Consider the following 14,102-nt stretch of genomic DNA (forward strand, 5'->3'; position numbering starts at 1 on the left):
AGGCCCGAACGTGCGATCCTAAGGGGATGTCGCTCCTCATCGAACAAGCCCGCTACCACCTGTCCGCCCACAACGCCCGGCAATTGCCCGACGATGGCGGCTACGAGGTGGCCTTTGCCGGCCGCTCCAACGCCGGAAAATCCAGCGCGCTCAATGCGCTGACCCGCCAGAACGCGCTGGCGCGCGTGTCCAAGACGCCCGGCCGGACCCAGCAGCTGGTGTTCTTCCAGATCCAGCCCGAACGCTACCTGGTGGACCTGCCCGGCTATGGCTATGCCAAGGTGCCGCAGGATCTGCAGGCGCACTGGCAGGCCTTCATCGACCGCTATTTCCGCACCCGCGAGGCCTTGCGCGGGCTGGTGGTCGTGATGGATATCCGCCACCCGCTGAAGGATTACGACCTGCAGATGCTCGGTTATGCCGCCGAACGCGGCTTGCCCGCACACGGGTTGCTGACCAAGGCCGACAAGCTCGGCCGTGGCCAGCAGATGCAGACCCTGCAGAAGGTCAAGAAGGAAGTGACCTCGCGTTTTGGCGACAGCGTGACCGTGCAGACCTACTCCGGCGAATCGCGCCAGGGCGTGGACGAACTGCGCGGAATCGTCGGTGGCTGGCTGGGCCTGGATGGTGCACCGCCTGCAGCGGAGGGGGAACCGGGTCAGGCGCCATGACGCCCGCCCCGGCAGGCAGTTCAGGACGGCGCGCCAGGGCTCGTCGTTTTCAGTTGCGGCATCGGTCGGCAAAGGGGCCGGGCGATGCCTGGCCGGGTTGCGCCTAGGGAGCTGGCCGCCGCGACTGGCTCGCCTTGCGACCGGTCGCCGGCCAGGTTCTCATGCGCTGAACCGGCTCCATCCTCGCCGGCGCGGTCTGCGACGGTTGTCGCAGCGCATCAGGCGGCGATGCGATCTGCGCTGGCGACCTCCTTTCAAGGCGTCGCCGGCACCGGGCCGAATTCGGTCGGCACCCAGGCGAACGCGTTGCCCTCGCGGCGCACATGACCCAGGCCGGGGAATGGCAGATGCGCGCCGGCCACCCACCAGCGTCCGTCGGCTGCCTGCACCAGCAGGCGACGGCGTGAGGCGATGGCCTGGGTGCGATCGCTGTCGGCCTCGAACGACGCGTCCGGCTGGGCGAACTGCACGGCGTGATAGTGCAGGACATCGCCCCACACCAGCAGTGTGTTGCCGGCGCCGCCGTCGAAGCGATAGGACACGTGGCCGGGCGTGTGGCCCCGGCTGTCCAAAGCCGTGATGCCGGCCGGCAAGGCGGTCTTGCCGGGCTGGAAACGGCGCAGCCGACCCTGGGCCAGATAAGGCGCCACCGCGGCACGCGCCAACGGGAAGGCGAACCGCACCATCGGCATGGCATCGGCCTCCGAAGCGGGATCCAGCCAATACGCGGCATCGGCGTCGGACAGCCACACCGTGGCGTTGGGAAACGCCGGTGCGCCGTGCGCATCGAGCAGGCCGCACAGGTGATCCGGATGCGCATGGGTCAGCAACACATCGTCGACCTGGGCAGGGTCGTAACCGGCAGCGCGCAAGTGACTCAGCACCTGACCCAGGCCGGGCCCCATGCACTGCGCGGTGCCGGTGTCGACCAGGCTGAGGTGGCTGCCGTCCTGGATCAGGTATGCGTTGACTGCAGTCTGCACGCCGTTCTCGTCTTCGGGTACGTAAGCGTGCGCGAGCAGACGGTCGCGCTCGGCCGGGTCCACATTCGTCAACTCTTGCCGCGTCAATGCCACGCGACCGTCGAACAAGGCGGCCACGCGTAGGCTGCCGATACGTTGCAGGTAAAAGCCGGGAACCTGTGCGTGGGGGGAGGTGGGCGCAGCGGCGTGCGCGAGGCTGGCGCTGACGGCGAGTAACAGCGGCGCCAGCCGACGCAGGGCGGAAACGGACATGAGCAACTCCAGAGCAGGCGGCAACCGCCGCGATGTCGCCATGTTGGCGCCAGCGAGCTGCGCGCTTCGCTCATTGCGCTGCGCGAAGCGCTCGCTCCGGCGATCTAGCGGCTATTGCCGATGCTGGCCGGATCCAGTCCGTAACGCTGCTGGAACCGCTGGCTGAAGCTGCGGGTAGAGCGATAGCCGGCACGCGCGGCCACGGTCTTGAGCGGCCAGCGCGTGCTGTAGAGCAGGCCCATCGCGTGCGCCAGTCGCGCGTCGGTGATCAGTTCGCGCAGCGAGCGTTGTTCGGCGGCCAGATGGCGGCGCAAGGTGGCGCCACTGATGCCCAGGCGGTCTTCGATATCGCGCGAGCGCCACCCCCGCTGCGGTTGCGCGGCGATCAGCGCGCGTACCTGCTCGGCGATGCCTGGTGCCGGCGGCAGCAGCAGGCCGCCGTGGCCGCGACGACACACGTTGATGACCAATGCGGCCAACGCCAGGTGTGCTTCGGTGTACAGACCGTGTTGCAGCGCATCGCGCCATTGCCGCAGCGCCAACTCGAAATCGATCGCCGGCAGCCGTGCAATGTCGGCGCCGGCCTCGGGCAGCGGCTCGGTCCATAACGCGCGCTCAGCGGCCAGTGCCTGTTCGCAGAGAGGGACCACCGCGCTCATGTAGAGCCCGGTCTGCGGGTCGGGCGTATTGATCATATCGATCCGGCAACGGCGCGTAGCCAGAAACAGATCGCCCGGCAGCAGCTGCAGCGATTGCGTCGCGCTGCTCACCTGCTGGCGGCCTTGCAGCAGAATCGCGAACTGCGGCTGGGCCAGATCCACCGAGCGGGCCCCATGTTCGCGCCGCGCGCTCACGCAGGCGAAGCCTTCTGCGCGCTCGCAGTGCATCAGGCTGGTCATCTGCGCGAGCAGGGTGTCGGTGGGTGTGGGTGCAGCGGTCATGGCTGGGCGATGCTACAGGATTGCGGGTGCGCGGCCGGGGCGAACCTGGTGCATCTCCTCCCGGTGCATGCCTGCGTGCTGCAGCCCGAGGCGACGCCCGACATCCGGCGGTGCGGTCGCGCCCGTGCCTGCTGCGGCGTCGGCGACCCTGTGCGCATGGATGGAAATCTCAGACTTGGCCGATGGCGGCAATTCTTTCCATGCCCTGCGGTTATAGTGCGGGCCTTGCGGTGGCAGGGGAGTATCCCCACATCGTCCGACCCCTTTCGTTTGCGAGCCTGCCCTTGTCGAGTCCTAGCCACGTTGCCGAAACGCCGATCACCGAACGTGCGGAGCTGGCCCAGGTGCTGGCTTCCGGCGAGAAGCCGAGTGCGGACTGGCGGATCGGCACCGAGCACGAGAAGTTCGGCTTCCAGTTGGATGACCTGCGTGCGCCCACCTTCGACGGTGCACGCGGCATCAAGGCCTTGCTGACCGGGCTGACCCGTTTCGGCTGGGAGCCGGTGCAGGAAAACGGCCGCACCATCGCGCTGCTGCGCGACGGCGCATCGGTCACGCTGGAGCCGGCCGGGCAGCTGGAGCTCTCCGGCGCGGCGGTGGAAACCCTGCACCATACGTGCGTGGAAACCGGCACCCATCTGGACGAAGTGGCGCAGGTCGCCGGCGAGTTGCAGCTGGGCTTTCTGGGCATGGGCTTCCAGCCCAAGTGGCGTCGCGACCAGATGCCGTGGATGCCCAAGGGCCGCTACCAGATCATGAAGAACTACATGCCCAAGGTCGGCTCGCTCGGCCTGGACATGATGACGCGCACCTGCACGGTGCAGGTCAACCTGGATTACGCCACCGAAGCGGACATGGTGAAGAAGTTCCGCGTGTCGCTGGCGTTGCAGCCGATCGCCACCGCGTTGTTCGCCGATTCGCCGTTCACCGACGGCAAGCCGAACGGCTATCTCAGCTACCGCTCGCACATCTGGACCGACACCGACGCCGATCGCACCGGCATGCTGGATTTCGTGTTCGAAGACGGCTTCGGCTACGACCGCTACGTCGATTACCTGCTCGATGTGCCGATGTACTTTTCCTACCGCGATGGCGTGTATCACGACGCCAGCGGGCAGAGCTTCCGCGATTTCATGCAAGGCAAGCTGCCCGCGCTGCCGGGCGCGTTGCCGACATTGCGCGATTGGTCCGACCACATGACCACCGCATTTCCGGAAGTGCGTTTGAAGAAGTATCTGGAAATGCGCGGTGCCGATGCCGGCCCCTGGGATCGGTTGTGCGCGTTGTCGGCGTTCTGGGTCGGCCTGCTGTACGACCAGACCGCGCTGGATGCGGCCTGGGACCTGGTCAGGGATTTCAGCCCGACCGAGCGGCATGCACTGCGCGACGGCGTGCCCAAGCATGCGCTGGGCCTGCCGTTCCGCACTGGCACCGTGCGCGATCTGGCAGTGGAGGCGGTCAACATCGCACGCGAAGGCCTGCGTCGCCGCGCACGCCTGAACCGCGACGGGCAGGACGAAACCGGCTTTCTGGATGTCATCGCCGAGATCGCCGAAAGCGGCGTCACCGCTGCCGAACGCAAGCTGGCGCTGTATCACGGCGCATGGAACGGCGATATCGACCGCGTGTTCCGCGAGTTCGCTTACTGAGCGCGCCTTTGCCGGTTGCCAGCGCGTGTTGGCGCTGGCAGTCGTCGGCCGTCGGTGATGGCTGGTGGCGCCGGTGTCGCCGCGTCAGCCGATGTAGCCAGACGCGCAAGGCCATTGCCGGAACAGCTGTGTCGGGTCGTATCGGCGCAGTTGCCGCTTGCGCGGCCCGGCCGCACTCCATCTCAGGTCAGCGTCGCTCGGGCATGCAGGGCAGTCGTACGGTCACGCGCAATCCGCCACGCGGCCGATTGTCCAGACGTAGGTCGCCGCCGTGCGCCAGCACGATGCTGTGCGCCACCGACAAGCCCAGCCCGATGCCGCCGGTGTCGCGATTGCGCGAGGACTCGCCACGCACGAACGGCAGCAACAATTGTTCGCGCTGGGTGGGATCGATGCCGGGGCCGTCGTCGTCGATCCACAACACGCCGTCCTCGCCGTCGCGCTGCAGTTGCAGACGGGCGCGCTTGCCGTATTTCAACGCGTTTTCGAGCAGATTCATGACGGCGCGGCGCAATGCCAGCGGGTCGCCGTCCAGGGTGATTTCCGGGCCGGGCAGCAGCTCGGCGTCGGCGCCGATGTCGGTGGCGTTGTCGACCACGCTCTCCACCAGCAAGCGCAGATCCAGCGGCGCGCGTTCGCCGCGATGACGGTCGTTCTGGATGAAGTCCAGCGCTGCGGAAATCATCGCCTTCATCTCGTTGATATCGGCCAGCGCCTTGTCGCGCAGCGGTGGTTGCAGGCCATCCAGACGAAACGACAGCCGCGCCAGCGGCGTGCGCAAGTCGTGCGCGATCGCTGCGACCATGTGCGTGCGTTCGTTGATCAGGCGGTTCAGGCGCGCCTGCATCGCGTTGAACGAATCGGCCGCGCGCACGATTTCCGGCGGGCCGCTGCGTTGCAGGGCCGCGGCATCGGGATTACGGCCCAGGCGGTCGGCAGCCTCGGCAAAGCGCTTGATCGGTGCCGACAGCGCGCGCGAAAACCACCATGCCAGTGGCACGTTGGCCAGCAGGCCGGCCAGGAACAGCAGCACGACATGGGTCTTGAACTCGCCCGAGAGGCGTCGACGCGGCGATTCCACCGTACGCCAACGGCCATCGGACTGTTGCAGGGCGGCGGTGAACCCGTCCAGCAGCGGTACGCCGGGGGTCAGGCGCTCGCTTTCCCAGGCGCCGGGTAACTCGTCCGGCCGCAGCCCGTCGCCGGGCAGCGCAGCGGGGTGGCTGTCGCGCGGCCAGTCGTCCGGAAACGGCGGCAGAGGCTGCGTGCCAAGGCGTTCGTGCGCCCCGCCACCGCCGTCGCCCGCGTGGTCCCGGTTGGACCATCGCTGCGGCGGCAGCATGCCTGGCTGCGGGCCTTCACGATCATTGGCGTTGCGATAGAACCGCACCTGGCGTTCGGGCACATCCAGCCAGTGCGCAAGCAGCATTTCAGCGAAGGGGTCGCGCACCTGGCCTGTCGGCGGCACCGGGGCTTGCGCCGATTCGTGCACTTTCAGGGTCTGGGTGCCGGCCGGCATGCGGGTGGAGAGCAGCGCCACCACTTCCGGCGGATGGACGGGAGGCTCGTAGACGGGGGTACGCATCACCAGCAGGGCGATGCCCACCGCCTGGGCGGTGAGCAGGGCCACCGCCAACAATACAAAGGTCCGCGCAAAGATCGACAGCCCGCGCCGTGCCGGTTTGCTCACAGGCGCGAGACGCTCGGCAGGAGCATGTAGCCTTCGTTGCGTACGGTGCGAATCAATTCGGTATGGACGCGCTCATTGATTTTGCGGCGCAGGCGGCTGATCTGGCTGTCGATGGCGCGGTCGTAGACGTCGGTGTCGCGGCCACGGGCGTAGTCCAGCAACTGGTCGCGGCTGAGCACGCGCTGCGGGTGTTCGACGAAGGTGCGCAGCAGCGCGAACTCGCCGTCGGACAGATTGATGAAGATGCCGGTGGGGTCGCGCAGGTCGCGGCGTACCACGTCCAGCCGCCAGCCGGCGAATTCGTAGACGTTTCCGCGCTGGTCGGCCTGTTCGTTGCTGGCCTGGCTGCGCCGCAGCAGGGCGCGCACACGCGCCAGCAATTCGCGCGGATTGCAGGGCTTGGCGAGGTAATCGTCGGCGCCGACTTCCAGGCCGATGATGCGGTCGGTGTCGTTACCCAGCGCGCTGAGCATGATGACCGCAGGTGAACCGCGCTCGCTGGCCAGGGCGCGCGCTGCACTCAGCCCATCTTCTCCCGGCATCATCACGTCGAGTACGATGAGGTCCGGGCGGCGCTGCGCCATGACAGAGCGCATCTCCGCCACGTTTTCGGCCATATCCACCTGGTAGCCGTGGGCGCTCAGAAATTCGCCGATCAGCTTGCGCAGGTCCGGGTCGTCGTCGACCACGAGAACGCAGGGTTGTTGCAGGTCCATAGGGATCGTCGTCTGTGGCGCGGCGCTTGGCCCGCGCAAGGTGGTGGCTGCCGGATACATGGTGCTCGCAATTGCAGGGCTGGAGCACGCATCATAATGATCGAATTTGTCAACCATTGGCACACGTGTAACGCACCATTACAGACCAGGATATCGCGCAGGAAGCCACGGCATCGACACTATGCCGTTGTACTGGCGCGTGCGTGCATGACAAGGCATTTCCAATGATGCGGGTGATCAGTCGCGACAACGGCGTGGGGCTGACCCGCGACATGGTGCTGATGGCCAACACGCTGCGCGCTGGCGGCGTGCCGGTGCAGGAAGTGGGATTCACCAGTCAACGCCTGCACGACACTGGGAGCGAGGCGCGCCTGTGGGCCAGCCGCATGCTGTTCGGGCGGGTGCCGCTGCAGATCTTTTCCGAGCGCGTGTACAAGCGCTGCCTGCCGCTGGGGCAGATCAACCTGCTGGTGCCCAACCCGGAGTGGCTGCTGCCCAAGTGGCTGCCATTGCTGCCGCGCTTCGATGCGGTGCTGTGCAAGACCCACCATGCCGAGCGAATCTTCCGCAGCCTCGGGTGTGCCACACGCTTCATTGGCTTCACCAGCCCGGATCGGTACGACGCACGCGTGTTTCGTCAGCGCGCTTTCTTCCACCTGGCCGGGCGCAGTACCGCCAAGGGCACGCGCGTATTGCTGGACACCTGGCAGCGGCATCCGGAGTGGCCGCTGCTGACGGTGGTGCAGAACCCGCGCACCGCCGGCAAGCCGGTCGTGGCCCCGAACATCGACCACCGCGTGGGGTATCTGGACGATGCCGAACTTCGCCGCATGCAGAACGCGCATCTGTTCCATATATGCCCCTCAGAGGCCGAAGGGTTCGGGCATTATCTGATGGAAGCGCTAAGCGTGGGCGCGGTGACGCTGGCGACCGACGGCGAACCGATGAACAAGTTGATCAGGCCCGAACATGGGGTGCTGATTCCGGTGGCCGAGGTGCGTCAGCGCCGTCTGGCATCGTATTACTACGTGGACGCGGCAGGCATCGCACAGGCAGTGGAAACAGCCCTGGCATTGCCACGGGCCCAACTGGACCAGTTGTCGGCCAACGCGCGCGCGTTCTACCAGGCCAACGATGCGGCATTTGCCGCGCGCTTTCGCGCTGCGGTGCTGGCCTCGCTACCGGAGCATGCAGTGGACGCGGCGGTCGCCGCGGCGCCGGCTGCCGTCGAGAACTGACAGCGACAGCACCCGCGTCGCCACGGTCGGACCAGCTGCATCTTCCAATGCGTCAGCCGAAGCATGCGTTGCACGCACGTTGCATTTGCGCTGCGCATGCCGACAAGCGCCAATCCTCGCCGGTGCGCGGCGCGCGGTGGCAAATGCGCAGCACAGTCAGCTGCAACGCTTCCCGGACGAGCGCGGCCCAGCCCGCGTCCGCCGTCTGCATGCCGTGCGCAGATGTGCCATCCAGCCAGGGAGATCACGATGGTCCACGCACCACCACGCCTTGTCGTTACCACTGCAATGCTCGCAGCGCTCAACCTGGCAGGTTGTGCGAATTTCTGCGGTGCTGCGCATCATGCGCCTGTTCCCTACGCGCATCGTGAGCCGCCACCGCCACCGCCGGGTACAAGAAACATCGATGCGTTACCGGCTTGTGCGCCGGAACACGATGTGGTCCCAACGCTGCCTGCCGACGTCGCGCGCCGCGCTGCGCCGGAGCGGCAAGATCGGGGAAGCGTCGACGGCTGCCTGGTGCACAGGGGTGTCGCACCGCCGCCGCCGCCGCCCTTCGATGGCGACGCATTCGACGCACCGGATGCAGCAGATGGACCGCCCGGCCTGCCGCCAGACGATTCGGAATTCGATGCAGCGTTGCAGGCATGCGCTACCGCCGAAGGCATCGCAGCGCCGTTCCCGCAGGCGCCTTCGCCGGACCTGCCGCCCGACCTGCTGGCGGAATGCCTGGATGCCGCAGGATTTGCTCCGCCGCCACCGCCACCGCTACCGCTACCGCCACCGCCACCGCCACCGCTACCGCTACCGCTACCGCCGTTCCAGCCCCTGCGCTGATGCGGGGACGCCACGTCGGCGGTCGGCAACGGTAGCGATGATCGAAGGTTCAGGTGTTGGGGTATGGCCCGCAGCCATCGTTGTGCCGGGTGTCTCGCGTCTGCGGCGTGCGAGGTGTCGCCACCTCTGCGCAATGTGCGTGCTGCACTGCGGCTACAGGTGGCCTCTTCACCCATGTGCTGCCAGCGGGCAACTCGCGCATCGCCCCAGATGCCAACGAGGGGCGGTGATCGCACTCAACAAGACGACCGTCAGCAGGCCGCCGGGCATAGCTTTTTTCGAAACAATCCATATACTGCCCCCCAGTATTTCGCTGGAGCCGCCATGCCGCATTCGCCGCACGAGAAAAAGCGAGCGCTGGCGCGTGTGCGCCGGTTGCGCGGGCAATGCGACGCGCTGGAGCGGGCGCTGCAGGCGGGCGCAGACTGCGCTCCGGTCTTGCAGCAGATCGCCGCGATTCGGGGTGCCGTGAACGGACTGATGTCGCAGGTGCTTGAAGCGCATATCCGCGAAGATTTCGGGCACGCCGCCGCATCCGATGCGCAACGCGCCGAACGGGTGCAGGACTTGCTCGGCCTGGTCCGGTCCTACCTCAAATAGAACTCCCACCGGGTCGGCGCTGGTCGCGCCCCCCGTCCTCGAACCTCATCGTCAGGAGCGTCATCCCATGAAATCCCGTGCAGCAGTCGCATTTGGGCCCGGCAAGCCGCTGGAAATCGTCGAAATCGACGTCGCGCCGCCGAAAGCCGGGGAAGTGCTGGTCCGCATCACCCACACCGGCGTGTGCCACACCGATGCCTTCACGCTGTCTGGCGACGACCCGGAAGGCATCTTCCCGTCGGTGCTCGGGCATGAAGGCGGCGGCATCGTCGAACAGGTCGGCGAAGGCGTGACCAGCGTCAAGGTTGGCGATCACGTGATCCCGCTCTACACGGCCGAATGCCGCAAGTGCAAATTCTGTCTGTCCGGCAAGACCAACCTGTGCCAGGCCGTGCGCGCCACCCAGGGCAAGGGCCTGATGCCCGACGGCACCACGCGCTTCTCCTACAACGGCGAGCCGATTTATCACTACATGGGCTGCAGCACCTTCAGCGAATACACCGTCGTGCCGGAAATTTCGCTGGCCGTGGTCAACCCGGAGGCACCGCTGGAGAAGGTCTGCCTGCTCGGCTGCGGCGTCACTACCGGTATCGGCGCAGTGCACAACACCGCCAAGGTCAAGCCCGGCGAGAGTGTTGCCGTTTTCGGCCTGGGCGGCATCGGTCTTGCGGTGATCCAGGGCGCGGTACAGGCCAAGGCCGGGCGCATCCTGGCCATCGACACCAATCCGGGCAAGTTCGATCTGGCGCGCAGCATGGGTGCCACCGACTGCATCAACCCCAAGGACTACGACAAGCCGATTCAGGAGGTCATCGTCGAGTTGACCGATGGCGGCGTGGACTTCAGCTTCGAATGCATCGGCAACGTCAATGTGATGCGTTCGGCGCTGGAGTGTTGCCACAAGGGCTGGGGCGAGAGCGTCATCATCGGCGTGGCTGGCGCCGGCCAGGAAATCAGCACGCGTCCCTTCCAGCTGGTGACTGGCCGCGTATGGCGCGGCAGCGCCTTCGGTGGCGTCAAGGGACGTACGCAATTGCCGGGCATGGTGGAGCAGTCGATGAAGGGCGAGATCGACCTGGACCCATTCATCACCCATACCATGCCGTTGGAAGAGATCAACGAGGCCTTCCACCTGATGCACGAGGGCAAGTCGATCCGTACCGTGATCCATTTCTGACCAGGCGGCCAGGAGCGGCGCGCGGCCGCTTCCGCGCACGTGGTACCCGACACTCCGGGAGGAGCGTGATGACTAACGTGTCGATTCATCCTTCGGTAGATGATGGTGTTGCGCGAGGCGGTGCAGAAAATTTTCAAGGCGGCACGCTTGAATGCCTCTGCGCCAACGACAAGGTGACCGTCGAGGTGTCTGCGCAGACCGCGCATAACCATGCTTGCGGTTGCAGTAAATGCTGGAAACCCGATGGCGCGAAGTTCTCGGTCGTGGCGGTGGTTCCGCGCGACAACGTCAAGGTCACCGCCCACCAGGAAAAGCTGAAGATCGTCGACGAAAGCGCGACGATCCAGCGCCATGCGTGCACCGGTTGCGGCGTACACCTGTATGGGCGGATCGAAAACAAGGACCATGCGTTCTACGGTCTGGATTTCGTGCACACCGAGTTGTCGAAACAACAGGGCTGGTCGGCACCGGGCTTTGCCGCGTTCGTCTCGTCGATCATCGAAACCGGCACGCCCCCGGAGCAGATGGATGGCGTACGCGCGCGCCTGACCGAACTGGGGTTGCCAGCCTACGACTGCCTTTCCCCAACGTTGATGGATGCCCTGTCGGCCCATGTGGCACGCAAGAAGGGTCTGTTGCATTGATGGTCCAACCCTGCAACCGGCGATCCGGCTGCAGGGTTTTCTCTTCGTAAGGAATCTCATGGAACGTATCGAACACCGCGCCTGCTTCGGCGGCTGGCAGGATGTCTATCGGCATCCGTCGCACACCTTGAACTGCAGCATGCAGGTGGGCGTTTACCTGCCGCCGCAAGCCGCCGACGGCCCGTTGCCGGTGCTGTACTGGTTGAGCGGTCTGACCTGCACCGAACAGAATTTCATCAGCAAGGCCGGCGCGCAGCGCTATGCGGCCGATCATGGCGTGATCCTGGTTGCGCCCGACACCAGCCCACGGGGCGAGGATGTGGCGGATGCGGACGGTTACGACATCGGCAAGGGCGCCGGCTTCTACGTCGATGCCACGCAGGCGCCGTGGGCGGCGCATTACCGCATGTACGATTACGTGGTGAACGAATTGCCGGCGTTGATCGAAGCGACCTTCGCCACCACCGGTGCGCGTGCGATCAGTGGCCATTCGATGGGTGGGCACGGCGCCTTGACCATCGCACTGAAGAACCCGGGCCGTTACCGCAGCGTGTCGGCGTTTTCGCCGATCGTGGCGCCCAGCCAGGTGCCGTGGGGCGAGAAAGCATTTGGCCAGTATCTGGGCAACGACCGTGCGACCTGGAAAGCCTACGATGCCACCGCATTGATTGCCGACGCTCAGGAGCGTTTGCCGCTGCTGATCGATCAGGGCGATGCGGACGAATTTCTGCAAAACCAGCTGAGAACCGCGCTATTCGAAGACGCTGCCAAGGCCGCCGGCTACCCGGTGACGGTGCGGTTGCAGCCCGGTTATGACCACAGTTACTACTTCATTTCCAGCTTCATCGGCGAGCACATTGCGCATCACGCTGCGGCGTTGCGTGGGTGAGTGCAGGCGCTTGCATGTATGGCCTGAAGACGCGCAGCGCAGCTGGGAGTTGCATGACATACACATCGGCTGCGCCTGTACGCTGCCGCACCCTGGCTATCTCATCGCCGCGCTTGCCGAACTGCTGGCTCCGGGTTTTGCTGCGATGATCACGCCGGGCATTGTGTTGCCGGTGCTGGCTGGCGAAACGACGCCTTACCAGTGGCTGCCGATCAAAAGCGTCGATCGCGCGCGCTGGGATGCCAGGAGTTTTTTGCAACGTGGATCTGTTTTGGAGCGGCTGCCAGAACCTTGCGAGTCGTCGTCACCTCCGCATGGGGCGCGTTTGGGCGACAGAATGTAAGCTTGATGCACGCCGCACCGAGTACCGGCCACAGCCGCCTGGCGGCGAGTGCAGTCGTTCTGCCAGTCCGCTGAGCGCGGCCCTTTGCAGCAGTCGCGTATTGATCGACAACGCAGTTTGATGGACAACGCAGTGTCGGTGCGAACCAGCCACCTGCGCGATGCCTGTGAACGTCCGCAGGCGGCGTTTCAACGCGGTCATCGTGCAGCCAGTTTGCCCAGCCGGCGCATTGCCGCTTCCAGGGTGTCACTCCACGGCTGGCCGCAGCTCAGGCGCAGGTGATCGGCGTAGTCGCCACGGCTGGAATACAAATGCCCGGGCGAGGTGCCGATGCGTTCGGCCAATGCGGCTTCGAACAACGCCTGGCCGCTGCCGCCTTCGGGCAATTGCAGCCAGAGCGACAATCCGCCAGCGGGGTCGCCGACACGCGTGCCTGTTGGCCAGTGCCGCACGATCGCATCGCGCAGGCGTTGCCCGTTGTCGGCCAGTGTGCGGCGCAGCTTGCGCAGGTGGCGTTCCAGATCGTGATGCGTCAGGTAATCGGCCAGCGCCAGTTGTGGCAGGCTGGCACTGCCAACCGTGGAAAAATACTTGGCGCGCACCAGTGCGTCGGTCCAGTCGTCCCCGAGCAACCAGCCCACGCGCAGGCCCGGGGCCAGCACCTTGGAGAACGAGCCGCAGGTGATCACGTTGGCATGTGTATCGAAGTGGCGCAGCGGACGTGGGCGCTGGCCCGACCAATCGAGCTCGCCGTAGATATCGTCTTCGATCATCACCGTGCCATGTCGCGCGCAGCTGTCGAGCAGGGCGCGCTTGGCGCTGTCGGGGGTAAGGCTTCCAATTGGATTATTGAAATTGGGTACCAGCACGGCAGCGCGCACCTTCGTGCGTTGCAGTAGCGACTCCAGGCGCGCGATATCGATCCCCTGGCCGCTGCGGTTGGGCACCTCCAGCACCTTGAGGCGCAATGCGGCCATCGCCTGCAAGATGCCGTGATACGTGGGAGTTTCCACCAAAACGACATCGCCGGGCATGGTGAGTGTGCGCAACGCCAAACTGATGGCTTCCATCGCGCCGGCGGTGATCACCACTTCGTCCGCAGTCACGCTGGTGGCGCAATGCGCGTAGCGTTGTGCGATTTGCCGCCGCAGCGCGGCATGACCTTGCGGTGGCGCGTAATCCAGTGCGGCAGTGCGCTGGCGCCGCAACTGACGCGACAATGCGGCGGCCAGGTGCGCGGCGGGTAACAGGGCAGGCGCAGGAGTGGCGGTGTGCAGCGGCAACAGGTCGGTGCGCGCCACGGTATCTAGGGAAGGTCTGATCAACTCACCGCAGATGCGCGACACTATCGCCTTATGTAGAGGATTCATCCATGCAGCTGACGTTCGGTGACGCTGAGGGCTTGGGCAAGCGTAAGCAGACCCGGCGCGAGATCTTTCTTGCCGAGATGGAGCAGGTTGTTCCGTGGCAGC

14 protein-coding genes and 1 pseudogene are annotated in these 14,102 nt (G+C 65.9%); 10 read left to right on the forward strand and 5 right to left on the reverse strand.

Annotation, left to right across the window (positions count from 1 at the left end; all coding sequences use genetic code 11):
* Window positions 1-26 precede the first annotated feature (26 nt).
* Window positions 27-671 (forward strand): ribosome biogenesis GTP-binding protein YihA/YsxC, encoded by a 645-nt coding sequence (yihA, locus tag J7367_RS15280; protein ID WP_003482606.1) that lies wholly within the window; start codon window positions 27-29, stop codon window positions 669-671.
* Window positions 672-925: 254 nt separating this feature from the next.
* On the opposite strand, the gene J7367_RS15285 is transcribed toward yihA, so the two are convergent.
* Together J7367_RS15285 and J7367_RS15290 are read right to left on the reverse strand one after the other, a co-directional pair.
* Window positions 926-1,906 (reverse strand): MBL fold metallo-hydrolase, encoded by a 981-nt coding sequence (locus J7367_RS15285; protein ID WP_057663191.1) that lies wholly within the window; start codon window positions 1,904-1,906, stop codon window positions 926-928.
* A 104-nt stretch (window positions 1,907-2,010) separates the two neighbouring features.
* On the reverse strand, window positions 2,011-2,847 hold the full coding sequence (locus tag J7367_RS15290; protein WP_057663194.1) for a helix-turn-helix transcriptional regulator: 837 nt from the start codon (window positions 2,845-2,847) through the stop codon (window positions 2,011-2,013).
* Window positions 2,848-3,131: 284 nt separating this feature from the next.
* Here J7367_RS15290 and J7367_RS15295 point away from each other — a divergent pair, with 284 nt between their 5' ends.
* A complete protein-coding gene (locus J7367_RS15295; RefSeq protein WP_081027955.1) occupies window positions 3,132-4,496 on the forward strand; it encodes a glutamate--cysteine ligase in 1,365 nt (454 codons plus the stop codon).
* A gap of 187 nt (window positions 4,497-4,683) precedes the next feature.
* Here the strand turns inward: J7367_RS15295 and J7367_RS15300 are convergent, their stop codons facing one another.
* Both J7367_RS15300 and J7367_RS15305 read right to left on the reverse strand, forming a co-directional pair.
* Window positions 4,684-6,186 carry an ATP-binding protein gene (locus tag J7367_RS15300; RefSeq protein ID WP_057663198.1) on the reverse strand — a complete coding sequence of 501 codons (1,503 nt, stop codon included), beginning with the start codon at window positions 6,184-6,186 and terminating at the stop codon, window positions 4,684-4,686.
* A complete protein-coding gene (locus tag J7367_RS15305; protein WP_011050505.1) occupies window positions 6,183-6,902 on the reverse strand; it encodes a response regulator transcription factor in 720 nt (239 codons plus the stop codon). The genes J7367_RS15300 and J7367_RS15305 overlap by 4 nt, the downstream gene beginning before the upstream one ends.
* A 137-nt stretch (window positions 6,903-7,039) precedes the next feature.
* Here J7367_RS15305 and J7367_RS15310 point away from each other — a divergent pair, with 137 nt between their 5' ends.
* The 7 genes from J7367_RS15310 (at window position 7,040) to J7367_RS15340 (ending at window position 12,630) form a co-directional block, all read left to right on the forward strand.
* Entirely contained in the window at window positions 7,040-8,140 is a 1,101-nt protein-coding gene (locus J7367_RS15310; RefSeq protein WP_057663201.1) for a glycosyltransferase, read from the forward strand.
* Between the two features lie 438 nt (window positions 8,141-8,578).
* Window positions 8,579-8,977, forward strand: coding sequence for a hypothetical protein (locus J7367_RS15315; RefSeq protein WP_057663206.1), 399 nt, complete (start codon window positions 8,579-8,581; stop codon window positions 8,975-8,977).
* Window positions 8,978-9,301: 324 nt separating this feature from the next.
* A complete protein-coding gene (locus tag J7367_RS15320) occupies window positions 9,302-9,577 on the forward strand; it encodes a metal/formaldehyde-sensitive transcriptional repressor (protein WP_005911021.1) in 276 nt (91 codons plus the stop codon).
* A 67-nt stretch (window positions 9,578-9,644) separates the two neighbouring features.
* Window positions 9,645-10,754, forward strand: coding sequence for an S-(hydroxymethyl)glutathione dehydrogenase/class III alcohol dehydrogenase (locus J7367_RS15325; protein ID WP_007974085.1), 1,110 nt, complete (start codon window positions 9,645-9,647; stop codon window positions 10,752-10,754).
* Between the two features lie 68 nt (window positions 10,755-10,822).
* Entirely contained in the window at window positions 10,823-11,398 is a 576-nt protein-coding gene (gene gfa / locus J7367_RS15330; protein WP_057663226.1) for an S-(hydroxymethyl)glutathione synthase, read from the forward strand.
* 58 nt (window positions 11,399-11,456) lie between these two features.
* Window positions 11,457-12,287 carry an S-formylglutathione hydrolase gene (gene fghA / locus J7367_RS15335; protein ID WP_057663211.1) on the forward strand — a complete coding sequence of 277 codons (831 nt, stop codon included), beginning with the start codon at window positions 11,457-11,459 and terminating at the stop codon, window positions 12,285-12,287.
* Window positions 12,256-12,630 (forward strand): hypothetical protein, encoded by a 375-nt coding sequence (locus J7367_RS15340; RefSeq protein ID WP_244667743.1) that lies wholly within the window; start codon window positions 12,256-12,258, stop codon window positions 12,628-12,630. The genes fghA and J7367_RS15340 overlap by 32 nt, the downstream gene beginning before the upstream one ends.
* 197 nt (window positions 12,631-12,827) lie before the next feature.
* On the opposite strand, the gene J7367_RS15345 is transcribed toward J7367_RS15340, so the two are convergent.
* On the reverse strand, window positions 12,828-14,000 hold the full coding sequence (locus J7367_RS15345; RefSeq protein WP_244672317.1) for a PLP-dependent aminotransferase family protein: 1,173 nt from the start codon (window positions 13,998-14,000) through the stop codon (window positions 12,828-12,830).
* Window positions 14,001-14,002: 2 nt separating this feature from the next.
* Here J7367_RS15345 and J7367_RS15350 point away from each other — a divergent pair.
* Window positions 14,003-14,102 (forward strand): annotated as a pseudogene (locus J7367_RS15350) (IS5 family transposase); the annotation flags it as partial.

The sequence above is a fragment of the Xanthomonas sp. D-36-1 genome, assembly GCF_017746155.1.
Classification (GTDB): Bacteria; Pseudomonadota; Gammaproteobacteria; order Xanthomonadales; family Xanthomonadaceae; genus Xanthomonas; species Xanthomonas cissicola.

What these genes read in the sequence shown, in the direction of transcription:
- yihA (WP_003482606.1), top strand. Translation starts at nt 27, where the DNA reads ATGTCGCTCCTCATCGAACAAGCCCGCTACCACCTGTCCGCCCACAAC.
- J7367_RS15285 (WP_057663191.1), bottom strand. Translation starts at nt 1,906, where the DNA reads ATGTCCGTTTCCGCCCTGCGTCGGCTGGCGCCGCTGTTACTCGCCGTC.
- J7367_RS15290 (WP_057663194.1), bottom strand. Translation starts at nt 2,847, where the DNA reads ATGACCGCTGCACCCACACCCACCGACACCCTGCTCGCGCAGATGACC.
- J7367_RS15305 (WP_011050505.1), bottom strand. Translation starts at nt 6,902, where the DNA reads ATGGACCTGCAACAACCCTGCGTTCTCGTGGTCGACGACGACCCGGAC.
- J7367_RS15320 (WP_005911021.1), top strand. Translation starts at nt 9,302, where the DNA reads ATGCCGCATTCGCCGCACGAGAAAAAGCGAGCGCTGGCGCGTGTGCGC.
- J7367_RS15325 (WP_007974085.1), top strand. Translation starts at nt 9,645, where the DNA reads ATGAAATCCCGTGCAGCAGTCGCATTTGGGCCCGGCAAGCCGCTGGAA.
- gfa (WP_057663226.1), top strand. Translation starts at nt 10,823, where the DNA reads ATGACTAACGTGTCGATTCATCCTTCGGTAGATGATGGTGTTGCGCGA.
- fghA (WP_057663211.1), top strand. Translation starts at nt 11,457, where the DNA reads ATGGAACGTATCGAACACCGCGCCTGCTTCGGCGGCTGGCAGGATGTC.
- J7367_RS15345 (WP_244672317.1), bottom strand. Translation starts at nt 14,000, where the DNA reads ATGAATCCTCTACATAAGGCGATAGTGTCGCGCATCTGCGGTGAGTTG.